This window comes from Myxococcaceae bacterium JPH2 (genome assembly GCA_016458225.1).
Lineage (GTDB): Bacteria > Myxococcota > Myxococcia > Myxococcales > Myxococcaceae > Citreicoccus.
In genome coordinates this window covers 39,100-61,551 of sequence record JAEMGR010000005.1, presented here as the reverse complement: position 1 = coordinate 61,551, position 22,452 = coordinate 39,100, and the positions used below count along the sequence as shown (strand labels likewise).

Sequence of the window (22,452 nt, the reverse complement as noted above, 5' to 3'; positions counted from 1 at the left end):
GCGACCTCAAGCGGCTGGCGTCACCTGCGCGGGTGTCGCCTCGCTCACCGTCTCCGGGAGGGCATCGGGGAGTTCGTCCTCGAGGTTCCGGATGTGCGGCGACAGGTACGACAGCACGCTCTGCACCATCATCCCCAGACTCATCAACAGGAAGAGCAGGGCGATGCCACGGCCGGGGCCGGTGCCAATCACCCGCCCCACGCTGTTCGCCAGCAAGCCCGTGGGCGCGAGCCAGGGCTCGAACAGCTTGTCCGCGATGGGGCCTCCCAGCAGCGCGGCGAGAGGCGGCGCGCTGAGGCTGATCATCCGCCGGACAGAGAACACGCGCCCCTGGAGCGCGGGCGGCACCTTGCTCTGCCAGAGCGAGGACAGGCACCCCACGATGATGGGCGAGCAGGACAGATAGAAGAACGCCGCGGTCGCGATGACGACCGCCGTGGGCGGCATGGCGGCGGCGAGCAGCACGAACGAAGACAACAGGTAGAAGCCCAGGATGCCGTGGATGCGGCGCTTGGGGCCTCCCCACACGCTCATGGCGATTCCACCCGCGACCATGCCCAGGCCGGAGAAGGACATGACGCGACCCAAGGTCGAGACGTCGGAGAAGGCCAGCACGAGCGGCGTGATGAGCGAGGCGACCATCCCCACGTTGAGGTTGAGGAAGAGGACGAACACCACGAGCTGGAACAGGCCGCGCCGCTGCCGGATGAAGTGCCAGCCCTCGCCGATGTCACGTCGGAGGCTGTGCGTACCGACCTGATCCGAAGCGAGCGGGGGAGGCCGAGGCAGGCGGACGATGAGCAGGGTGGCGATGGAGAACGCGAAGGACATCACGTCCATGAACACGATGCCCTTCAACCCGATGCGCCCTACCAACGAGCCCGCGACGATGGGCGAGAGGATCTGCCCGGCGCCGAACGCCAGCTCGATGAGGCCGTTCGCGCGGCCGAGCTGGTTCTTCGGAACGAGCAGCGACGTCGTCGCGTAATACGCCGGGCCGTGCAGGGCGACGAAGGCGGAACTCAGCGCGATGAGGACGTAGAAGTGCCAGGTCTCCAACTTCCAGTGCCCCGCGTCGCTGGCCACGAGCATCGCCCAGATGAGCGCGGAGGAGAGCCCCGCGCCCACGTCGCTCAACAGGATGGCGCTGCGCCGGTCCCACCGGTCGACCAGTGCTCCGGCGATGGGGGATACGAGCGCCAGGGGCACGAAGTAGAAGAAGCTGAAGAGGGAGTACTCGGTGATGGAGCCCGTGCGCTGGTAGACGACGGTGCCGATGGCGAAGCTCATCAGCCCCGAGCCGAACCACGACACCGCGAGCCCCGCCCAGGTGATGAAGAAGACGCTCGAGGGGTGGGTGATGCCGCGCGTGCCGGAGGTCGATGCCGCCGTCACGTGAGGTCACCTGCACGCGAGCGGGACGCCAGGGCTCGCGCCACCGCTTCCACCTGGGGGGACCGCAGGATGCTGAAATGATCTCCAGGCACGTCCACCACCTCGACTTGGGAGGCGAGCTTGCTCCACCCCCGGGTTCGGTCCGCTCCCTCGTCCACGTCTGCTTCGGTCCCTCGGAGCAGGGTGACGGGGAGGTTCAGCGGACGAAGGGTGTGCTGATAGAGCGCGGTTGCGCAAGTCGTGAAGGCTCGCTGGAGCGTCCGAAGATGGTCGATTCCCTCGTCGGGGCCGAAGACGCCCGTGCGGCGTCCATCCTCCAGCAAGTGTGTGAGCAGCGCGTCGGAGTCCTCGGGCGAGACGTGGGCGGGGAGCTCCAACGAGAGTCCGGTGGTCTGCGCGAGGTTGGCCGCGAAGAGGCTGCCCAGCGTCGCCGCGTCCTCGATGCGGATGCCTTGCGCGTAGGCGCTTGGACTCGGCTCGATGAAGAGGAGGGGTTCCACGCGCTCACCTCGGGCCTGGAGCAATCGAGCCATCTCGAAGGCAACGATGGCGCCCATGGACCAGCCTCCCAGGTGGTAGGGCCCCACGGGCTGCACGGCTTGGAGGGCCTGCACGTAGTGCGCTGCCATGGCCTCGACCGTGTCGAGCGGCGGATGCCCCCCTTCGAGCCCGCGGGCTTGCAGCGCGTAGAAGGGACGCTCGGGCTCGAGCTGACGCGCCAGCTCCGTGTAGCCCAGCACGGTGCCTCCGATGGCATGGACGAAGAAGCGTGGCGGCTTCGAGCCTTGCGGGCGCAGGGGAACGAGCACCTCGGACTGCACCGCGCCAAGGTGGAACGCCGAGAGCGGCTGCTCGGGATTCGCCACGCCCCAGGCCAGCAGCGCGCGCAGTTGCTCCGCCATGCGTGATGCCGAGGACGGTGCGAAGAGGTCGCTGTTGTATTCGAGCACGCCGGTGAGGCCGCCGGGCTCGTCCCACAGCGCGAGCGTCAGGTCGAACTTCGCCGAGTGGCGCTCCACGTCCACGAAGTCGAGCGAGAGCCCCGGGCCCATGGGCTGTGACACCGGGGCGTTCTCCAGGACGAAGAGCACCTGGAAGAGGGGAGAGCGGCTCGCGTCGCGCATGGGCAACACGGCCTCCACGACGCGCTCGAAGGGGACGTCTTGGTGCGCGTACGCGCCCAGCGTGACGTCGCGCACCCGCTTCAGCAGCGCGCGGAAGTCGAGCGCGACGTCCATCCGAGTGCGCAGCGCGAGCGTGTTCACGAAGCAGCCAATCAGGCCCTCCAGCTCCGCGTCTCCGCGCCCCGCGATGGGAGACCCGACCACCACGTCGGGCTGTCCCGAGAGGCGTGAGAGCAATGCCTGGAGTCCCGTCAGCAACGCCATGAACGGCGTGACGCCCTCGCGTGCGCACAGCGCCGAGATGCCTCGCGTGAGTTCTGCGCCCAACTTCACCGGCACGCGTCCGCCTCGGAAGGTCTGGACGGCGGGCCGGGGCTTGTCGGTGGGAAGGTTCAGGGCCGTGGGGGCTCCCGCGAGCTGCCGGCGCCAGTAGTCGACTTGGGAGTCCAGCACGTCGCCGCGCAACCATTGGCGCTGCCACAGTGCGTAGTCCGCATATTGCGACGACAGCGCAGGCAGGCGTGCGTCCTGCCCGGCGGTGAACGCCGCGTACAGCGAGGACAGCTCGCGGATGAGCACGGCGGAGGACCAGCCGTCGGAGATGATGTGGTGCATCGTCACGACGAGCAGGTGATGTGTGTCGTCGCGACGGATGAGCAGTCCACGCACGAGCGGGCCGCGCGTGAGGTCGAAGGGCCGCTCCGCCTCGTCGCTCGCCAGGGCAAGCGACTCGCGCTCCTGTTCCGACTCAGGCAGGTCGTGCAGGTCGATGAGCCGCATGTCCGGTGCAGCGTCTTCGTGAATGACCTGATGCGGCCCCGCCTCGTCCGCGAGGAACCGGGTCCGCAGGCTCTCATGTCGCTGGAGGAGGGCCTGGAAGGCACGGACGAGCGCGCGGGGATTGAGAGGACCTCGCAGGCGCAGCGCCGCGAGGATGGTGTAGGCGGTGCTGCCAGGTTCGAGCTGGTCGAGCAGCCACAGGCGCTGCTGCGCGAAGGACAGCGGCACCCTGGAGCCACGCGGCACGGGAAGCAGGGGCGGCACGATGGGGCGCGCGTCGCCTTGCTCCCGAACCGCCTCCACTCGCCGCGCGAGAGCCCCGAGCGTGGGTGCTTCAAAGAAGGCGCTCAGGGGCAGCTCGACATGCAGCGACGCGCGCAGTCGGGAGGCCACCTGGGTGGCCATCAAGGAGTGACCACCCAGCTCGAAGAAGTGGTCCTGGAGTCCCGCGCGCTCCAAGCCCAACACCTGTCTCCAGAGGCCCGAGAGCAACTCCTCGGTGGGTGTGCTCGGGGCCTCATACGGACGCGTGCTCGCGCGCTCCGCGACGGGGGCGGGCAGGGCCTTGCGGTCGACCTTGCCATTGGGGTTCAGCGGGAGTGCGTCCATCACGACGAGCGCCGAGGGGACCATGAACTCAGGGAGCCGCTGGCGCAGGCTCTGCCGCAGCGTCGTGACGTCCAGCGTCTGTCCCTCGCGCGCGACGACATAGGCCACGAGCCGCTTGTCGCCGGCGTGGTCCTCGCGCGCCATCACCACGGCCTCGCGCACGACGGGCTGTGCTTGAACCGCGGTCTCCACTTCGCCCAACTCGATGCGGAAGCCGCGAATCTTTACTTGGAAGTCATTGCGGCCCAGGTACTCGAGCGCACCGTCCTCGCGATACCGCACGCGGTCGCCTGTCTTGTACATGCGAGAGCCGGCGGGCTCGAAGGGCGCGGGGATGAAGCGCTCCGCGGTGAGGTCAGGCCGGTGGAGGTAGCCGCGCGCCAGGCCATCTCCCGCGAGGTACAGCTCGCCTGTGGCACCAATGGGCACGGGCTGGAGCTGTGCGTCCAACACATAGGCGCGGGTGTTGGTGATGGTCCGGCCGATGTTGGGCACCTCGCCGCGCTGCACGTGGGCATAGGTGGAGTAGGTGGTGTCCTCGGAGGGGCCGTAGAGGTTGTACAGGTGCTCGACGGTGGGGACTTCGAAGACCTGTCGTGCGAGGGGCGCGGGCAGCGCCTCGCCCGCGAGGTTGACGGTGCGGACCGACGGCGGCAACGCCCCGAGCCTCAGGAGCTGGGCCATGGCGGAGGGCACCGTGTTGAGCAGGGTGACCTCGGAGGCCTCGGGCAGCTCAGCCAGATGCAAGGCATTGCGCGCGACGATGACGGTGCCGCCTCGGCTTAATGGGGCGAAGACCTCGAACACGGAGAGGTCGAAGTTGACGGACGTGCAGGCCAGCACGCCGCGCAGCTCGTCGGCCGAGTAGATGGCGTGGGCCCAGGAGAGGAAGGCCACCGCGCTGTGGTGTGTGATGGCGACGCCCTTGGGGCGTCCCGTGCTGCCCGACGTGTAGATGAGATAGGCGAGGTTCTGCGACGTCGCGTTGGATTCGAGCGGTCCGCTGGGTTCGCGAGCCAGGACTTCCCGCTCCGTATCCAGGCAGACCACTCGCGCGTCGTACGGAGGCAGCGACGCGAGCAGATGCGAGTGCGCGACGAGCGCTGGGCCCCGCGCATCCTCCAGCAGATACGCCAGTCGCTCGCGAGGATACGTGGGGTCGAGCGGGACGTACGCGGCTCCCGCCTTGAGGATGCCGAGCATCCCCACGACCATGTCCACCCCGCGCTCGACACACAGCCCGACTCGGACCTCGGGCCCCACGCCCATCGAGCGCAGGTGTCGCGCGAGCTGGTTGGCGCGAGCATCGAGCTGCCGATAGGAGATCCGAGCCCCGCCCGCGACCACCGCCACGGCGTTGGGAGTCCGCTGGACCTGGGCCTCCACGAGCTGGTGCATGCAGACGCCACGAGGGAAGTCCGCGGAGGTGTCGTTCCACTCCACGAGGACGCGATGCCTTTCCTCTGGAGAGATCTCGGCGGCAGGCCCTTCCTCAGGTGCTGTCGTGGAGGCGAGCGCGGTGCCCTCGGGCGCGTCATCCACGCTCAAGGGAATGGCCGGGCGCCGCTCGCGCTTGTCAGATATGGCGGTGGGCGTTGCGTGCTCGGTCCCCATCGCGCGGGTGTCATCCACCAGCTTCGCGAGCTGCTGGACGGTGGAGTGTTGGAAGAGAACGCGCAAGGGCAGCTCGACGCCGAAGCGGGTCCGCAGTCGAGCGAGGACGCGGGTCGCGAGCAGTGAGTTGCCGCCCAAGCGGAACAGGTCATCCTTCGCGCCCACGTCCCGCACGCTGAGCAGTTCTTCAAACAGCGCGGCGACCTCGCGCTCCGTGGGCGTGCTCGGCGCCACGCGGGCTTCCTCGGTGCGCTCGAATGAGGGAGCGGGGAGGGCCTTGCGCTCGACCTTGCCATTGGGATTGAGCGGCAGCGCCTCCAGCACCACGAAGGCGGCGGGCACCATGTACTCAGGCAGCCGCGCCGCGAGGGCGGTGCGCACGGCTTCGGCATCCACGGCGCTCGGCCCACCCCGGCCCGTGACGTACGCCACGAGTCGCTTGTCTCCGGGGATGTCCTCGCGCGCGAGCACCACGGCCTGTTGCACGCCCGGCTGTTGCTCCAGCGCGGCTTCAATCTCTCCCAGTTCGATGCGCAGACCGCGCACCTTCACCTGGAAGTCAGCGCGGCCCAGGTACTCGATGTTGCCATCGGGCAGCCAGCGCGCCACGTCTCCGGTGCGATACAGCCGCGTGCCCGGAGTCTCGCTGAACGGGTCGGGGATGAATCGCTCGGCGGTGAGGTCCGGGCGCGATTGATAGCCACGCCCCACCTGGATGCCGCCGATGAACAGCTCGCCGGCGACTCCCACGGGCACAGGCCCCATGCGCGAATCGAGCAGTCGAATAGAGGTGTTCGCCACCGGTCGACCGATGGGCACCGAGCGTCGTCCATCGGCGGGCTTGCAGGCGAAGGCGGTGACGTCCACGGCGGCCTCGGTGGGGCCGTAGAGGTTGTGCAGCTCCACATGCGGGAGTCGTTGGAGACAGCGCTCCTTCAACTCCAGGGGCAGCGCCTCGCCACTGCACACGATTCGCTTCACGGGATGACAGCGCGCCTCGCCAGGCTCCTCGAGGAACACCTGGAGCATGGACGGGACGAAGTGCAGCGTGGTGACTCGCGCCTCTTCGATGATCCGCGTGAGATAGGTGGGCTCCTGGTGTCCACCGGGGCGAGCCACCACCAGCCGCGCGCCGACCATGAGCGGCCAGAAGAACTCCCAGACCGACACGTCGAAGCTGAACGGCGTCTTCTGAAGGACCACGTCCTCCGAGCCCAGGCGGTACTCGTTCTGCATCCACCAGAGGCGGTTCACGACGGGGCGATGCGCATTCATCGCGCCCTTGGGACGGCCAGTGCTGCCCGACGTGAAGATGATGTACGCGAGGTGATCGGCCGTGGCCCAGGGCTCGGGCGCGCGACTCGGGTGGCGCGCGATGGCCTCTACCTCGGTGTCCACGCACACCACGCGGGCGTCGTGCGGAGGGAGTACGGCCAGCAGGTGCTGTTGCGCCACCAGGACGGTGGGCCGGGCATCCTCGAGCATCCAGGTCAGGCGCTGCGCCGGGTAGCCGGGGTCCATCGGCACGTAGGCGCCGCCGGCCTTGAGCGTGGCGAGCAGGGAGATGACCAGCTCCAGCGACCGCTCCAAGCACAGGCCCACGCGCGACTCTGGGCCCACGCCGTGCTCGCGCAGATGGTGCGCCAACTGATTGGCACGTTGGTCAAGCTGTTGGTACGTGAGGGATTGGCCCTCGAAGGTGAGCGCCACGGCATCCGGGGTGCGCTGGGCCTGGGCCTCGATGAGCGTGTGGATGCACGCGTCACGAGGGAATGCGTCCCGCGCGCCATGCCACTCCACGAGGACCTGCTGTCGCTCGGCCTCGGACATCAGAGGCAGGTCCGCGATGCGCGCGTCCGGATTCGCGAGCGCGCCTTCGAGGAGCAGGCGCAGGTGCCCGAGGAGGCGGACCATCGTCGGCGCCTCGAAGAGGTCCGTGTTGTATTCGGCGCTGAGCTGGAGGTTGTCGGGCAGCTCCATCGCGTACAGCGTCAGGTCGTGCTTGGTCGTCTCGGTGGTGACGGGCAGCGGCTCCATGCGCAGCCCTTGTGCCTGGAGCGGCGAGGCGGGCGCGTTCTGGTGGATCAGCATCACCTGGACGATGGGCAGGTGGCTGGAGCTGCGCTCGGGCTTGAGGGCCTCCACCAGCTTCTCGAAGGGCACGTCCTGGTGGTCGTAGGCCTTGAGCGTCGTGTCCTGCACGCGCTCCAGCAGCTCGCGGAACGTGAGGCTGCCGGACAGTGCGGTGCGCAAGGGAAGGGCGTTGATGAACAGGCCGATGAGACCCTCTACCTCGGCCCGGCCGCGACCGGAGACGAGTGTCCCGACCGTCAGGTCCGTCTGTCCGGTATAGCGATGGAGCAGGACGTCGAACGCCGCGAGCAAGATGACAAACAGCGTCCTGCCTTCGTGCTGGCTGAAGTCCCGCAGGGCCTGCGTGAGCGAGGGCGAGAGCAGCGACACCTGCCGTGTGCCTCGGTTTCCGAGCGTCGCGGGGCGCGGCTTGTCGGCGGGAAGCTCGATGCGGGAGTGTGGATCCAACCGAGCACGCCAGAAGGCGAGCTGCGCCTCCAGCACGCCACCGAGCAACCACTGTCGCTGCCACGCGGCGAAGTCCGCGTACTGGAGCGGCAGTGCAGGCAGGGTCGCGGGGCGCTCCTCGAGAAAGGCGACGTAGAACGCCGCCAGCTCCCGGACGAGCACGCCCATGGACCAGCCGTCCGCGATGATGTGATGCAGGTTGAGCAGCAGCAGGTGCTCATGCGCATGCGCCGGATACAGCGTGGCGCGCATGAGGGGACCTTGGGCCAGCGCGAAGGGCCGCCGTGCTTCGGCGGCGATGTGCTCCCAGGCGCGGGCTTCCCGTTCGGCGGGCGGGTAATCCTGTAGCTCCACCACGGTGAGCGACAGCGGTTGCGTGGTCGCGATGATCTGGATGGGCTGGCCATCCTGCTCCGGGAGCACCGTTCGCAGGGGCTCGTGGCGATCCACCAACTGCTGGAGGCTCGCCTTGAGCGCGTCCAGGTGGAGCGCGCCCGTGAGGCGCACCACCGCGGGCATGTTGAACAGCGCGCTGCCGGGGCTCCACTGATCCAGGAACCACATGCGCTCCTGGGAGAACGAGGGCGGCGCGTGCCGATGAGGTTGTGTCTTGTCGCGCAGGAGCCTCGCCAGCCGCGCCCGCTTGTCTTCTTGCGTCGGAGCCATCGTGGAACACACCTCTCTGCAGAGCCGGCGCAGCCAGCGGCTCTGTCGCGGGTTGAAGGATGGGGTGGAGCTGTCAGGTCGGAGGGTTCAGCCGGGCCTGGAGGAAGGCGTGGGTGGCGTCCAGCGCCGCCGCGATGCCCTCCGGTCGAGGCCCCTCTGCCCACGCAATCTCAGGGCTTCCCTCGCCCGTGCCGCCCACCGAGGGCGCGGCCTGTGCGAGCAGGATGCCCGCGTTCACTCCGCGCTCGATGAGGTCCCGAGTCGCGGCCGTGACGAGCGCGACGGTGGAGCCCTGGGTCGCCGCGAGGACGACCGCGGCGTTTGGAGCCGACTTGCGCAGCAGCTCCGCCAACGTGCGCAGGTGATGCAGCGGGGCCTCGCCCAGGTGCTTCGCGACGAGCGTGGTGTCGCCCAGCTTCGAAGCCTGCTCCAGGAGTTGACGCGCCTGTTCCGCGCGCTGCGCTCGCCCCGCGGACTTTCGCGCGCGCTTGTCTTTCTGCATCGCCGACGCGAGCGACTCGCAGCGCTGGCGAAGCTCCGCGACCCGGGCGCGGGGGAGTTGCTCGTTCTCCAGGCGCTTCGACAGTTCGGAGAGCCGGTGGACGCGCTCCAGTCCCTCCAGCGCGGCGGCCTCGTCGAGCGCCTTCTCCAGCGCGTCCAACTCCTGACGCAGCAGCTGGACAGACTCGCGCGGACTCAGGAACGGGGGCGCGAAGGTCTCGGGGATGCCGTCGAAGCCGGCGACATTCTCGTCTCCGTCCACCTGCTTGAGCCGGGCGCGGCTCACGTTCAGGAGGGACTCATTGGCCAGTCGCTGCACCAGCCTCCATCCGCCCCTGCGGCGGGCGGAGAGGTGCTTCAGGTACACCGCGTTGTAGCGAGGAAGAGGCCGGTCGCCGCGCAGCGTCTTGAACTGATCCGCGCCGCCGCCTGTCTCGATGGCGAGCCCGCGGTCGAGGGCCTCCATCATCAGGAGGTTGTTGAGCATGCGATACAGCCCCAACTCCTGCGGCAGCGTGATGTCGTAGCCAGAGAGCGCGCAGTTGACGACGTCGTCCTTGATGGTGACGCCGTAGAACATGTCGACACGCCCGTCCTTCACGAGCAGGCGGATGCGGTACTTGTCCGAACGCAGCGCCGCCTCGAAGAACGCGGTCGTGATGGGTGGGTTGGTCGTGTACTTCTCCCGATTCAGCATCCGGTACAGCTCGGCGAGCCGAGGGGCGCAGCCCGGAACATCCTTCCCTTCGACGAGCGAGTAGTCGGTGGTCTCCACGATGCGGCCGTCGCGGCGACGGTTCTCAAAGGCGCGTCGGCTCAGCTCCAACCCGAAGGGCAGCAGCATTCGCGTATGCGTCATGTACGCGAACTCGTAGCCGTGCCCCTTCAAGTGGTTGAGCAGCGGGGAGTGCGTGGCGGGATTCAGCGCGGGAAAGACAATCGCGTGGTGCGGAAAGCGCGACACGAGAAACTCGGTGAGGCGCTTCACCTGGTCCGCGTCCAGGGCCGCGCCCATGTTGCGCATGGTGGGCCAGTTGTCGACCTGCACGCATTTGTCGATCTGCGCGGCCTTGAGCAGAGACCCCACGCCCCACAGCGCGCTGCTGGCGACGAAGCCGGCGACGGGGCTCCAATTGCCTGTCTTGATGGCGGCGCGCTGGCTGGTGATGTAGCGCGCGAACATCGAGAAGAAATACGAGTTGTCGTGTGGCGATTCGGTGACGGACAGCGGGATGCACAGGTCATCCATGGCCAGCAATCGCATGCTGGCCTTGTCTTCGAAGAAGGCTTGAGGGCCCTGTTGGAACAGCGGCACGAGGAAGCTTCTCGCCTGTCGGCCTTCCTCGGTGTCTGGCCAAGGGGCCGCCTCGATCTGGGTCTCGTCGTAGAGGTGCATGGTCGGGTGAGTCCGGTGACGCGACACGGAATTCAATGACTGCCAAGACTCGCCTGGAGGTAATCGCGAGCGGCGCTGAGCGCAGCGTCAATGCCATCGGGGCGTGAGCCTCCGCCCCAGGCGACGTCGGGTGAACCTCCACCCTTGCCGCCCACCGAGGGCGCGACCTGCGCCATGAGCTGGCTGGCATCCACGCCGCGCGCGAGCAGTGCTTGTGTCGCGGCGGTGACGAGCACCACCTTCTCGCCTCGACACGCGGTGAGGACCACCGCGGTGGGACCTGGGGCCTGTCGCAGACACTCCACGACCGCGCGCAGGTGCTGGGCGGAAGCGTCACCCAGGTGTCGCGCCACGAGGGCGGTCTCCCCCATGCGTGTGGCGGCGTCGAGGAGCTGCTGTGCCTGCTCCGAGGCCGCGGGCTGCTCGGCCTTCGGGCGCGCGGAGTCCTTGCGCCGAGCTTCCTGCTCCCGCTTCGCCAGCTTCTCGCGCAGCTCGAGGACACGCAGCGTGGGCTGGGGCCAGTTGTGGAGCTTGTCCGCGAGCGGCGTGAGGCTCCGCGCCAGCGCTTCGCCTTCGAGTCCGGCCGTCTCGTCGAGTCCTCGCTCCAGCAGGTCCAACTCCTGCCGCAGCGCCGTCGCCGCCTCGCGCGGGCCCATGGGCATGGGGGGCGAGAACGTGTCGGGCATGCCGTCGAAGCCCACGGGCGGCTCGCCTTCGATTCCGCCCAGGTATCCCTTGGAGGCGGGCAGCAGGCCGCCGTTGGCGAAGCGCTGGAGCAGCCTCCATCCGGCCTTGCGCCACTCTGGGAGGTGACGCAGGTACACCGCGCTGTAGCGGGGCACGCCCTTGTCGCCGCGCAAGCTCTTGAATTGATCCGCGCCCGCGCCCAGCTCGATGGTCAGCCCGCGATCCACCGCCTCTTGCATCAGGTGATACACGAGCCCGCGATACAGCCCGAGGTCCTGCGGGAGGCTCAGGTCGTAGCCAAAGCCCGGCGAGGAGACGACGTCGTGGCTGACCATGAAGCTGTAGAAGCCATCGATGCGCCCGTCCTTCACCGCGAGCCGGTACTCGAGGATCCCCTCGCGCAGCGTGGTGTCGAAGAACTCGGTCGAGAACTGCAGGTTCGTCGAGTACTTCTCGCCGTTCAGCGCGCGGTACAGCTCGACGAGTCTCGGCGCGCAGTCCGGCATCTTCCGGCCATCCACGAGCTGATAGCCCGCGGCCTCGAGCAGCCGCGCGTCGCGTCGGCGGTTCTCGCGCACCTGCCGGCTGACCTCGGCCTTGTAGGGCACGAGCATGCGCGTGTGGGCCGCGTAGACGAAGTCGTAGCCCTGGTCCTTCAAGGTGTTCAGCAGCGGCGCGTGGGTGGCCGGATTCACGGCCTGGAAGACGATGGCGTGCTTGGGGAAGCGTGACGCCAGGAAGTCCGAGAGCCGCCGCACCTGCTCGGCGGACAGCGTCACGCCGAGGTTGCGCAGCATCAGCCAGTGGTCCACGTAGACGCACCGGTCGATCTTCGAGGCCTTGAGCAGCAGCCCCAGCGTCTTCATCACGCCGCGCACGAGCCACGCGCGGAACGGTCCCCACGCCTCGGCGGTGACCGCGGACAACTGCAACGTGATGTATCGCGAGAAGGTCGAGAAGAGGGCTGAGTTGTCGTACTCGGAGTCGTTGATGGCCAGCGGGAGGACCAGGTCATCCACCTGCACCAGGCGCAGGGTGGTGCGGTCCGAGACGTAGGCCGAGGTGCCTTGGCGCAGCAGCGGGGAGAGGAAGTCCCGCGCGAATCGCCCCTCGGAGGTGTCGGGCCAGGAGAGCTGGGAGAGGTTGCTCTCGTCGTAAAGAATCATGGAATTCTCACAATCTCGTGAGTCGCTAGACAAAGCAATCTGCTCTGACATTCGTGGAAAATCCATGTCCTGGAAGGTTGCTCCATGACATGAAACTCCCCGCGAAACCGATACGGAACGTGCGGGTCGGGCGTTGCTTTGCCCGCGGCCCTGTCCGTATCTGGGATGGAACGTGGAGCGGCGGGGGGCGCGCTACCCGCGTCGTGTCCGCGCGTTGCTATGGTCGTGCGAACCAGGAGACGCCATGGCCCTCGACGATGATTTCCGCTCCGCGCAGGAGCGCGTGAAGACGCTTCCCAGCCAGCCTTCCACCGAGCAGTTGCTGGCCCTGTACTCCCTCTTCAAGCAGGCCACGGAGGGGGATGTGCAGGGCAAGCGTCCCGGGATGCTGGATATCAAGGGGCGCGCGAAGTACGACGCGTGGGCCCAGCGCAAGAGCCTGCCGCGAGACACCGCGAAGAAGGACTACGTCGCGCTCGTGAACCGGCTGCTCGGCGGCTGACGCTGGCGTTACGGCGCCTCGTGCATGCCCGAGGCGCGGCGCAACCACGCGGCCCACTCGGGCTCCGCGGTGAGGTGTACGTCCTCGCTCCCGATGCGCGCCACCATGCCGTCGGGGGCGACTACCGAGAAGCGCACGGCGCGCCCGAGCGCCTCGGTGAGCGCGCGCATCGTCGTCTCGTCCTCGTGGGAGAACCCCCGAGGTCCCACGGGATGACTGTGGGCGATCTCCTCCAGCTCCTCGCGAAGGCGCCAGATGGCCTCCCAGCGCGCGCGGGAGTCCGGCAGCAGGATGGGGCTGTCGGACGCATCGCTCCAGAGCACCCCACCCCCTCGCCCGATGAGGGCACAGACTTCGCGCAAGGTGGCGTGGGGCATGACGTGACTCCTGTCGGGGTCAGGCGTGTCGGGTGATGACCAGCACGTCCGACTCGATGGCCTCGCGAATGACCGAGGGCAGGCTCTCCAACGTCACCCGGTCATCCGCGCCCGCGAGGCAGACCCCGGCGTCTCGTACTTGAAGCGTCTGGGCGTCCACCACGGAGACGAAGCGCTCGTCCATGAAGCCATAGGTCACTTCGAGCAGCCCGTTGCTCAGCCGGCGCTGGGCATAGAGCCGCGCGCCCGCGCTCTCCAGCGCGCGCTCCACGCGCTCAGACGGGTGGCCCTCCGCCTCGACACGTGAGCTTCGTCCTTGAGGGCGCGTGGCTGGTCGTGCGTGGAGCGGCTGTGTCTGTGCGCGTGCTGCTTGCTCGCGCGCGGCTTCTCGCTGAGCCAGGGCGCGTTGATGGACCTCGCGTTCGGTGATCAGCCGCGAGAGAACGGCCTCGGCCTCGGTGCGTCCTCCTTCCGAGATGGCGAGGACCTTGCCGCGCACTTCCGCCGGCGCGAAGTGAATGCCTTGCGTCCGCGCCACTGCGTCGACGACGGCATAGCCGAAGGCCGCGCGAAGGGACGCGCTGACGCCCTTGGCTCCGGCCAGGGTTCGTCCTTCCTCCAGGGCCCGCCGCGCGCCGTCCTCTGCTTCGCTCTCGAACTCCAGGCTATCGAACAGGAGCGTGCCGCCATGCCAGCGACGGGCGACGACCCACGACAAGCGGGGCGGCTCCTCCTCCGGCATCAGCTCCAGGCGCTCCGCGACCGCGCCGTCGCGCACGAGGCGCGTTCCCCAGAGGTGTCCTCGGACGCGCGGACATGAGTCCAAGCCCTCCGGCTCGGCCACCTCTCGCGCGGTCGCATGGCGCCCCTGCACCTCGAAGCGCCACCAGCCCGGTTGGACCGGAGTGGTGACGCGGAGGCGGCGTGAAGGCGCATCGACGGTCCCGCCGCCGCAATACGGCAGCACCATCGACTGCGCCTTTCCGAGAAACTTCCGGTAGTCCACGTCCGCCTCCGAGTGAGGCCTGACGACCTCAGGCCACCTTCAACAACGGGGTCCGCATGACACGCTCGACCCAGCCGGACTGGCTGACTCCCGTGGCAGCGGGCGCGTCCAGCAACGCCTTGAGCACCCGCGGAACCTGGTACGGATCCGCGAACTGCTCCACCTGCACCTCACTGAACGGCACGCGAAGCTGCGTGGCGCACGTGCGCACCGTGTTGCCTCGCGCTCCCACCACACTCACCATCAGCGCCAGGGCGGACACGGTGTAGCCGCAGTCCCGGAACGCCCGAGCGAACTGATCGCCCGCCTCGCCCGCCTCGTCTCCCACCACGATGACGACGAGCCGCGCCTCGGTGGGAACCCTCACGCCGTCGCGGTGCAGCGCGTGCACCGCGGCGCCATGCACCGTGCCGCCGGATGCCCTCAGGCTGCCCAACATGTGCTGGACCGCCGCGCGGTTGGCCGCCTTGGGCTTGAGCAATGTGCCCATCGTGTCGAACGCCGCCACGTGCAGCTTGTCCAAGGGGAAGCCCGCGAGGATTCGCGCGAGCGCCTCCTTCGACTGCTCGATGGCGCCTTCCATGGACCCCGACTTGTCGACGAGGAACATGACTCGCACGTCTGTCTCCGCCGTCGCCTCGGCCACTGCCTGCCGCGCGGCGTTGTCGCTCGCCTCCTCCAGCTTCTGGCGCAGGGCCTGCCCACGCACGTTCTTCGCGATGTTGAGCGCACGCTGATCCGTCGCCGTGGCCACGGCCTTCTCCCACCGCGCCTTCACGGCGGAGTCCTCCAACAGCCCCAGCTCCTCCAGCGTGGGCGTCATCATGCGCAGGTCGCGATCCGAGAGGGACGGGAGCACCGCCGCCAGGATGGCCGGCGTCAGTCCCACGTCCTTCGGCAAGCGCCCCACGACGTCCTTGTAGGAGAGCCGCTCCAGGCTGATCCACTCGCAGATCTCCGCCTCGCTGAGGCCATCGAAGCGCTCACGCTTCACCAGGCGCAGCCCTTCCAGGCCCACCGCGCGGTGACCCCCGGAGGACTGCTTCTGCTTCCACCCGAGCACCTCGAAGAAGGTCGGCGAGGACGGCTTGTAGCCCGCCTTGCGCGCCAGCTTCTTCAGCGTCTCCTTGTAGCCCGCCTTCACCAGCCCTTGGAGCATGGGCAGGTTCGACTCGCGCGCCGCGAGCCACCGGGTGGCCACGCGCTTCCAGCGACCCAGCGGCGCCTTGCGGGACGCCGGATCACCAAAGCCCGCGGCCCGGTTGAGCTGGGCGATCTCCGGGTGCTCGAGCAGCTCGGCCACGCGCAGCACCGACTTGGGCGTCAGCATGCGCAGGGACTTGCGCTCGTAGTGCAGCACCATGGCCTCGCCGATGGCGCGCCAGTCGTCGTCATGGAAGGCGATCTCCCCCTGGTCCCCGCGCACGGGCTGACCTGCGTGCTCCTGCACGAGCATGAGCGCGCACGTGGCGACCTTGAGGTCGCGCCAGTCGGTCTGCGTCAACGCGTAGGAGGCGAAGTGCGCCATCAGCTCGGCGTTGAGCCGATAGATGTCGAGGAGCTGTCGGTAGAGGTTCACCGCCGCGGGCGCGAACAAGCCCGGCGCCACGGGCCGGCCGCGTGCGCGCTGCTGCGGGGTGGCATGCGCGGCCGCATACCAGGTGCCGGACACGTTGAGGCCCGGCCGGTTGTGCCACAGGTGCGCCGAGCCACCGAGGACCAGCTCGAGCAAGCGCTCGGCGGGGCCACGATGCGCCTCCGGCAGGGACGTCGGGTTCTGGGTCGTGGTCATGGGAGTCCCCCTCCGGGGAAAAGGTGCGCCCGAGTGCTGAAGCCATTTTTGCCAGCGCTCTACCAGGCTGAGCTACGAGGCCACGAAGTGGCCCCGGCGGGATTCGAACCCGCGACAACTGGATGAATGGGTGCTTGTGGGGCCTCAGCGGCCGGGCGCGAAGTCGAGGAAACTGAAGACGCAGAAATGAGAAGACGCCGAAGGACCTAGGAGAAGGCGCACACGTCGCCGTGCACGGGGATTCTCGCGACGGACTTGCCACCCCGGTACGTGTCCCGAGCAGGCACGGAGACCAGCTCCCAGGACGGCAGCACCACCGCGGTCAGCGAGCGCCCGTAGACGCAGCCCGTGTCGATTCCCACCGCGTGCTCGGTGACAAGCGGTCGGTCGAACACCGTGTGGCCGAAGATGATCCGCTCCGGTCCGCGCCAGTGGTTCGTCCAGAAGGTCGCGGTTTCGGGGGCCTTGGAGGGCCAGTAGCTCTTCTTGGAGGGTGGCTGGATGCACTGTGCATGCAGCAGGTGATACGGGTCCTGTGCCTCCACGGGGATGCCGGGCATCATGCCCGCGTGCACCACGACGGCGTTGTGCTCGGGTAGCCGGAGATAGTGCGGCAGTCGCTCCAGCCAATCGAAGTGACGGGGCTCTAGCGCGCGGCGCGTCTCCAGGTGGTCGGGCAGCAGCTTCTCGTCGGCGCGGTGTCGCTGCTGGAGGTGCTTCTCTTCGTGGTTGCCGAGGATGGCCTCGTGCTGCATGGCCAGCTCCACGCACTCGCGCTGCTGAGGCCCACGGTCCACGAGGTCGCCCGCGAAGATGACGCGGTCGCTCTGCGTCGCGCCGACCTTGGCGAGCAGCTCCAAGGCCTCGTGGTAGCAGCCGTGGAGGTCGCCAATGACAATGGTACGCGCGGACATGACGGGGGACTCCGAAAGGAAAGTGAGCACCCGAGTGAGCAGGCCGTGGGTCTGAATCCAAAATTCAGTGCCGGACCGCCGGCGGACACGTGCCAGAGGCACATGCGTGGAGTTGAACCACAGCTTGTGGGGCCTGCTCGGCCGGGCGCTCGAAAGCGTTGCGGCGAGGGACGGCGAGCGGTGGATTGCCTGACAGGGGGGCTTTTTCCGCTGGGGCTCTTGCCCGGGACGTTCGACTGTCAGGAACCCATCGTCCTTGCGTCGGGCCCCTTCACGGTGCCCCGATTGTCCGGTCGTCCGGGTCGCGGGTGCCCTCGCTTCATCGGAGGCTGCCTGAGGATGCCAACGTGGTACGTTGCCGCGCCACATCCCCGTAATCCAACCCCCTGGGAGCAAGGCTCCTGGGGCAGCTCCCAGGTCCTTCCGGTGTACGAGCAGCTCTCGGATGAGGAATTGTTCGCGGAGGTGACCCGCCGCCGCAACTCGGGTGAGCCGTTCAGTGGCCCGCTCGGAGCGCTGTGCGCGCGGTGGGCCCGTCCTTCGCGGTACGTCGTCAGCAAGATTCAGGCGAGTTATGGCCGGGGCTCACCCGCGGATGCGGATGAGCTCTTCCAGGACGCGGTGGGGAAGTTCATCGCCCGCGGCTTGGATCAGTTCCGTGGCGTGTCTGAGCAGATGCCCGGCAAGAGCGCGTCGCCGAAGACGTTCTTCCTGCGCATCGTCAAGCACGTGGCCATCGACTTCTACCGGCGGAACCGGGAGGACCTCGCGCACGCGCCCGTCAATCCGGACGACGCGATGGAGGAGTCTCCCGCGGAGATCGCCCGCGCGGTGGAGGGCTCGAAGCGCCGGGACGAGCGCGCCGAAGCTCAGGAGCTTTACTGGGCCGCGTACGCGCGGCTCCAGCAGGAACACCCAAAGGAGGCTGGAGCATGGGAGCTTTATCACCACGAGGACGTGGAGGATCACGAGGAATGCGCACGTCGCCTGAACATCACCGTGGTCAACTCCTACAAGCGCGTCAGTCGAGCGCAGGCCTATCTGCGGCTGTACCTGCTCGAGCTGCAGGGCGAAGCGAGCCCCGAGGAGGAAGCATGAGCATGCGTGAATTCAAATCACGAGGCGCCGGAGGGCTGTCGTCATGAGCGACGAGGCGCTCACTCGGTACCAGGCCAGGCGCGCGCGTCTGGCTTCGGGGTCTACCTCCGTGGGGGAGGTGCTCGAGGCAGCGGGAGAGGTTCTCCGGCGCTCGACGGTGCTCGGCACGGAGGGCGTGGAGGCTGCCCTGAGGCGCCTGGGCCGCTCTCAAGTCGAGGCCTGGCTCCACGAGCAGAAACCGCAGGCGCTTCAGACCGCGCTCCTGCGGGCCGCCGAGGAGGCGATGGAAGTGGCGCTGGGGGACGGGGGAGATGAGGCGGAGCTGTGGCGCGCCTCCTCGCTGGAAGGCCTGGCCGCTCGAGACCGCGCGGCGTCGACAGCCCACGCGCTGGCCACCTGGGAGTCTCTCCACGGTGCCTTGCAAGGTGAGAGCGCCCAGCATCGCGAGCGCTTCCTGGCCGCCCTGGCGAATCTGGATTCCGCGCTGCAGGCGCGAGCCCGCTGGTTCATTCCCCTCAATCCGCAGCGTCGGCAGGAGCGTGACCTCCTGGACTCCGCGGAGCGCGCCCGTGCCTGGTGGTATTCCGGGCGTGCCGAGTGCGACGACCTGGTGGCCCTGTGGGCGGGAAAGGCGCAGGACGCTTCGGCGCATGTGAGGGATTGCGCGCAGTGCCGAGCGGACATCGAAGACACCGCGCTGGTGGATGCGCCCCCGCGGTATCACCTGACTGAAGAAGAACTCTGGCGCTTCGACCTGGGCATGATGAGCGCCGAGGAGCGCGCCCGGGTGGATGCGCATACGGCCCAGTGCGGCGAGTGTGCCCAGGCCGTGCTGGCGCTGGATGAAGGTGACGTGGCCATCGAGGAGGCCCTGTCTCTGGAGGAGGAAGGTCTCCCCGCCATGCCGGGAGCGCGCACGTCGCGGACTCCGGCCACGCCTCGTCCCATGGCCGCGCGTCATCCGGAGCACCGCGAGGTGTTGGATGAGCGGCGTGACTTCCGCGTGGTGCTGGTGCGGGAGCGTCAGCGGGTTCGGCTCCTCGTGCAGCCTCTGGGCGCGCGCGCGGTGACGGCCGCGGTGTTCCTGTCTCCGGGCCGCCCCTCACTCAAGCCCGTGCAGGGGCCCGAGGGCATGTCCTTCGACCTGACGACGGCCTCCGCCACGGGCGCCCACTCCGCTCACCTCACGGTGCAGGCGGGAGGCGAGACGCTGGAGCGGGACTTCGCTTTCTAGTGCCGGGGCCCGGGAAGAGGGGGCCGGGCCGCTGTCACTGCGACATGCGCTGAGTGCCGGACCGCTCGGATGACTGGACGTTGGTCCGCCGGTCGATGGGCGGCAGGGGCACGGGCAGCGAGTTGTTGCGGGCGATGGGGCGGAAGCCATTTTCGAGGAAGGCGGCCACCAACTGGGTCAAGGGTGGCCGCGTCCCCAGGGTCGCACCGCACAACTCGATCTCGTCCGTCTCGCGAGGGCCCTCGATGGTGAGGTAGCGATTGCACTGCGCGCCGGAAGGGGTCTCCAGGTCTCGCACCAACTCGCGCGTGTAGATGCCCCACTGCATGGTGAGCTTCTTCGCGCTGAACTCGATGAAGACGTCGTCCGGGCCCCAGGTCCCCTTGATGGTGGTGACGGGGCCGCCCGAGGTGACCTTCACCTTGACGTCGCGCTGGCCCAGCGTCCCGTTCACCTCGATGCCGTGCTCGAACAGCTCTTCTCCGCTCGGGGTCTGCCAGGTGCCGGTGGATTGTCGGATGTAGGTCGGGTGACCGTTGACGCGGCCGTGGTTGAACCAGATGTCGCCCACGCGCCCCAGCGCGACCATGTCGTACTTCGACACGACGGGCTCGGCCTCCATCCCCTTGGGCGCCGGAGGGAGCACGGGACGGGACGCGAGCAGGTCCGTCACCGGCACCGAGGCGTCCACCGTGTCGAACCGCACGCCGTCCAGCCACGCCTCACCCGTGCCGCTCATGATGAGGCCCGCCATGACGGTGGTCGCCTCCTGAGGCACGTCCAGCACCACGTCGAAGCGCTTGCAGCGGGTCGTCCCCACCAGCGCGCGCGACTGCATGTTGTCGAAGGCGAGGGGTAGTCGGGGATCCGCGCCCTCCACGCGCATCCACAAGCCCGCCCAGCCCTGAAGGTCGCTCACGCGCATGTTGGCGGAGAAGCGCAGGCGCTTGCCTCGGAAGTCCTGCGCGCCGAAGGCCTGCATGAACGTGCCGTAGCCGTTGGCGTCCCTCGTGCGCGAGCGCAGCACCGCGCTGCGCGCGCCTTCGCAGGGGTTGGAGGTCTCGACGCTGGCCTCGTAGTGCTGCGGGGCGCTCTCCGTCACGTACCAGCCCACCGGGAGCTTGGGCTTCTGGGACGCGGCGGCGGGCACGGTCGGCTCCGCGCTCGCCACGGCGGCGGTCGTGGCCAGCAGGGCGAGCAGCAGCGGACGACAGCTCTTGAAGAAGGTCATCACGCGTGCGCTCACAGGGACGCAGGCCCCGAAGGGAGCGCGCCAGTGGGGAAGCCACTGTGGCCCTCGTAACGAGGAACCTCGGCCACCCCACCAGGGGACAGCACGAGCAGTCCTCGGGCGACCGCCGACTCGGTGCACTCGGCCTCCGTCGCCAGGTCGGGGCAGGCCACCATGACGACGCGCGGGATCTCCGCGCCTTCGTCGAACTCCACCACGGGGCCCGCGCTGGCGTGGGCGCTGGGCGGCAGGCTCGTGGGTGTCGTGCCGCCTCGATGCACCACGAGCGCCAGCGATGCCGCGGCCGCCAGAAGGGCGCTCACCGCTCCGGCTGCCATGCGCCGTCCTCCCCACGCTGCGGGGCGGAGGACCCGGTGCTCGCGCGGGGCGAACGTCGCGGCGATCTCGCGGGTCTGCTCCTCCAGCAGGGCCTCCTCCTGCAGCAGCAGCGCGCACGGCTCGCACTCCACCGTGTGGGCCTCGAGCGCGGCGGCCTTCTCGGGGGCCAGCGCCCCGAGGATGTATTGCTCCGCGTCGTCGCGGGTGAGGTGAGCCTTAAGCATGGGTCTCCTCCTCGAGCGCGGCGCGCAACCGCTTGCGCACCTCGCACAGGATCTGCCGCACTCGCTGGGTCGACAACCCGACGCGCGCCGCGACTTCGGCATGGGGTAGTTCCTGGCCATCACAGGCCAGGAGAAACACGTTCCGGGCGCTCGGGGACATCTCGGCGAGCGCCGCATGGGCCCGGGACAACTGCTCCTCGGACAGCAATCTCTTCTCGGCGGAGGCGGCGGGGTCCACCGGGTGTTGTCGCTCGGCCAGCTCATCCACCGAGCCGCTGAGCGACTCGCGCCGCGTCCGGCGGGCGTCATCCGCGGCCAGGAATGTGGCTTGGGTGAGCGCGAGGTTCGGCAGGCGGAGCTCCGTCAGCAGGCCACGCTGCTGTTGCAGGATGAGCCGCGCCCAGGTCTCCTGGACCAGCTCTCGCGCCCGGTCTGCCCGAACGCCCTTGGACAACAGCGATACCATGACCCGACGGTCATGGCGCGCGATGAGCGCATCCCACGCCGCTCGCTCTCCCGCCAACGCACGCTTTGCCAGGAGTTCGTCTTCCCGACGCGGTGCCTCGGCGGACTCCTCGGTTTCCTCGCGCACACGAACCGCCGTCATCCGCAGGCCCTGCACGGCTGCACTCATGCCGTCTTCCCGTCGGTCAGATGGGTCTCCGGAGCCTGCCTGCGCTCCGGTGCCCTCTGAACGTGCGTCGTGGGGAGCCATATCGGCGAAGGCGTGCGAGATGTCGTTTGGAGTGGGTGGATGTCAGTTGATGGCGGGGCTCTCGCCGGAGGCCCAAGGGGCGGAGGAGACCCGGACGATGCCCTGGCAGCGGGCGCACTCGCGGTTCTCGCTGTCGAGGACGCGGGCCGTGGCGAAGAGGGTCGAGAGACTGCCGTGATCGACCGTCGCCTCCACGCGGAGGGTGTCGCCGTGGACGGGGCGCTCGAAGCTCATGGAGAGCTGCATGGTGGCGCAGCGCCGGGTGGGGTCTCGCAAGGCGGGGGTGCAGCCGATGGCGAGGTCGAAGAGGGCCGCGAGGATGCCGCCGTTGACGGCGTTGCCGCCCAGTCCGCCGCGGTGCTCGGGGCGAATGCGGGGGAGCGTCACCACGACCTTGGCGCCTTCGGGGAAGGAGAGGGTGGCGCCGAAGTGATTCAGGGTGGCGCTCTGGTTGAAGAGCTCGGCGTAGCGGTCGAGCTGTGCCTGGGAGGGGCGGGACGGGGCGTCGGACATGGGCCTGTTTCGTTATAGCCGTTCCGGA

At 68.7% G+C, this 22,452-nt stretch carries 15 protein-coding genes; 3 read left to right on the top strand and 12 right to left on the bottom strand.

Translation table 11 applies throughout. The features are described from left to right. Positions 1 to 6: 6 nt before the first annotated feature. From JGU66_09150 to JGU66_09135, 4 genes are all read right to left on the bottom strand, one after another. Positions 7 to 1,395 (bottom strand): MFS transporter, encoded by a 1,389-nt coding sequence (locus tag JGU66_09150; protein MBJ6760930.1) that lies wholly within the window; start codon positions 1,393 to 1,395, stop codon positions 7 to 9. Continuing rightward, positions 1,392 to 8,729 carry an amino acid adenylation domain-containing protein gene (locus tag JGU66_09145; GenBank protein ID MBJ6760929.1) on the bottom strand — a complete coding sequence of 2,446 codons (7,338 nt, stop codon included), beginning with the start codon at positions 8,727 to 8,729 and terminating at the stop codon, positions 1,392 to 1,394. Before JGU66_09145 ends, JGU66_09150 begins: the two co-directional genes overlap by 4 nt. A gap of 73 nt (positions 8,730 to 8,802) precedes the next feature. Further along, positions 8,803 to 10,626, bottom strand: coding sequence for a hypothetical protein (locus JGU66_09140; protein MBJ6760928.1), 1,824 nt, complete (start codon positions 10,624 to 10,626; stop codon positions 8,803 to 8,805). Between the two features lie 32 nt (positions 10,627 to 10,658). Then, complete coding sequence (locus tag JGU66_09135) at positions 10,659 to 12,479, bottom strand: hypothetical protein (GenBank protein ID MBJ6760927.1); 1,821 nt, start codon at positions 12,477 to 12,479, stop codon at positions 10,659 to 10,661. A gap of 244 nt (positions 12,480 to 12,723) precedes the next feature. On the opposite strand from JGU66_09135, the gene JGU66_09130 reads away from it, so the two are divergent. Further along, on the top strand, positions 12,724 to 12,981 hold the full coding sequence (locus tag JGU66_09130; protein MBJ6760926.1) for an acyl-CoA-binding protein: 258 nt from the start codon (positions 12,724 to 12,726) through the stop codon (positions 12,979 to 12,981). 8 nt (positions 12,982 to 12,989) lie between these two features. Here the strand turns inward: JGU66_09130 and JGU66_09125 are convergent, their stop codons facing one another. From JGU66_09125 to JGU66_09110, 4 genes are all read right to left on the bottom strand, one after another. Then, entirely contained in the window at positions 12,990 to 13,358 is a 369-nt protein-coding gene (locus JGU66_09125; GenBank protein ID MBJ6760925.1) for a hypothetical protein, read from the bottom strand. 19 nt (positions 13,359 to 13,377) lie between these two features. Further along, positions 13,378 to 14,364, bottom strand: a complete 987-nt coding sequence (locus JGU66_09120) for a hypothetical protein (GenBank protein MBJ6760924.1) — start codon at positions 14,362 to 14,364, stop codon at positions 13,378 to 13,380. Between the two features lie 28 nt (positions 14,365 to 14,392). Further along, a complete protein-coding gene (locus JGU66_09115; GenBank protein ID MBJ6760923.1) occupies positions 14,393 to 16,156 on the bottom strand; it encodes a VWA domain-containing protein in 1,764 nt (587 codons plus the stop codon). 206 nt (positions 16,157 to 16,362) lie between these two features. Beyond that, positions 16,363 to 17,070 (bottom strand): metallophosphoesterase, encoded by a 708-nt coding sequence (locus JGU66_09110; GenBank protein MBJ6760922.1) that lies wholly within the window; start codon positions 17,068 to 17,070, stop codon positions 16,363 to 16,365. A gap of 426 nt (positions 17,071 to 17,496) precedes the next feature. Between JGU66_09110 and JGU66_09105 the strand changes: the two genes are divergently transcribed. Then, the gene (locus JGU66_09105; protein ID MBJ6760921.1) at positions 17,497 to 18,168 is read left to right on the top strand and encodes an RNA polymerase subunit sigma-70; all 672 of its coding nucleotides are present in this window, start codon (positions 17,497 to 17,499) and stop codon (positions 18,166 to 18,168) included. Positions 18,169 to 18,211: 43 nt separating this feature from the next. Further along, positions 18,212 to 19,402, top strand: coding sequence for a zf-HC2 domain-containing protein (locus JGU66_09100; protein ID MBJ6760920.1), 1,191 nt, complete (start codon positions 18,212 to 18,214; stop codon positions 19,400 to 19,402). Positions 19,403 to 19,436: 34 nt separating this feature from the next. Here JGU66_09100 and JGU66_09095 read toward each other — a convergent pair whose 3' ends face one another. The 4 genes from JGU66_09095 to JGU66_09080 are packed head-to-tail and all read right to left on the bottom strand — an operon-like array spanning position 19,437 to position 22,424. Then, on the bottom strand, positions 19,437 to 20,636 hold the full coding sequence (locus JGU66_09095; GenBank protein ID MBJ6760919.1) for an AraC family transcriptional regulator: 1,200 nt from the start codon (positions 20,634 to 20,636) through the stop codon (positions 19,437 to 19,439). A gap of 8 nt (positions 20,637 to 20,644) precedes the next feature. After that, on the bottom strand, positions 20,645 to 21,196 hold the full coding sequence (locus JGU66_09090; GenBank protein MBJ6760918.1) for a hypothetical protein: 552 nt from the start codon (positions 21,194 to 21,196) through the stop codon (positions 20,645 to 20,647). Then, the gene (locus tag JGU66_09085) at positions 21,189 to 21,911 is read right to left on the bottom strand and encodes a sigma-70 family RNA polymerase sigma factor (GenBank protein ID MBJ6760917.1); all 723 of its coding nucleotides are present in this window, start codon (positions 21,909 to 21,911) and stop codon (positions 21,189 to 21,191) included. The genes JGU66_09090 and JGU66_09085 overlap by 8 nt, the downstream gene beginning before the upstream one ends. Before the next feature lie 42 nt (positions 21,912 to 21,953). Next, positions 21,954 to 22,424, bottom strand: a complete 471-nt coding sequence (locus JGU66_09080) for a PaaI family thioesterase (GenBank protein ID MBJ6760916.1) — start codon at positions 22,422 to 22,424, stop codon at positions 21,954 to 21,956. Between the last annotated feature and the right edge of the window lie 28 nt (positions 22,425 to 22,452).

What these genes read in the sequence shown, in the direction of transcription:
- JGU66_09145 (MBJ6760929.1), bottom strand. Translation starts at nt 8,729, where the DNA reads ATGGCTCCGACGCAAGAAGACAAGCGGGCGCGGCTGGCGAGGCTCCTG.
- JGU66_09140 (MBJ6760928.1), bottom strand. Translation starts at nt 10,626, where the DNA reads ATGCACCTCTACGACGAGACCCAGATCGAGGCGGCCCCTTGGCCAGAC.
- JGU66_09135 (MBJ6760927.1), bottom strand. Translation starts at nt 12,479, where the DNA reads ATGATTCTTTACGACGAGAGCAACCTCTCCCAGCTCTCCTGGCCCGAC.
- JGU66_09130 (MBJ6760926.1), top strand. Translation starts at nt 12,724, where the DNA reads ATGGCCCTCGACGATGATTTCCGCTCCGCGCAGGAGCGCGTGAAGACG.
- JGU66_09125 (MBJ6760925.1), bottom strand. Translation starts at nt 13,358, where the DNA reads ATGCCCCACGCCACCTTGCGCGAAGTCTGTGCCCTCATCGGGCGAGGG.
- JGU66_09115 (MBJ6760923.1), bottom strand. Translation starts at nt 16,156, where the DNA reads ATGACCACGACCCAGAACCCGACGTCCCTGCCGGAGGCGCATCGTGGC.
- JGU66_09110 (MBJ6760922.1), bottom strand. Translation starts at nt 17,070, where the DNA reads ATGTCCGCGCGTACCATTGTCATTGGCGACCTCCACGGCTGCTACCAC.
- JGU66_09100 (MBJ6760920.1), top strand. Translation starts at nt 18,212, where the DNA reads ATGAGCGACGAGGCGCTCACTCGGTACCAGGCCAGGCGCGCGCGTCTG.
- JGU66_09090 (MBJ6760918.1), bottom strand. Translation starts at nt 21,196, where the DNA reads ATGCTTAAGGCTCACCTCACCCGCGACGACGCGGAGCAATACATCCTC.
- JGU66_09085 (MBJ6760917.1), bottom strand. Translation starts at nt 21,911, where the DNA reads ATGGCTCCCCACGACGCACGTTCAGAGGGCACCGGAGCGCAGGCAGGC.
- JGU66_09080 (MBJ6760916.1), bottom strand. Translation starts at nt 22,424, where the DNA reads ATGTCCGACGCCCCGTCCCGCCCCTCCCAGGCACAGCTCGACCGCTAC.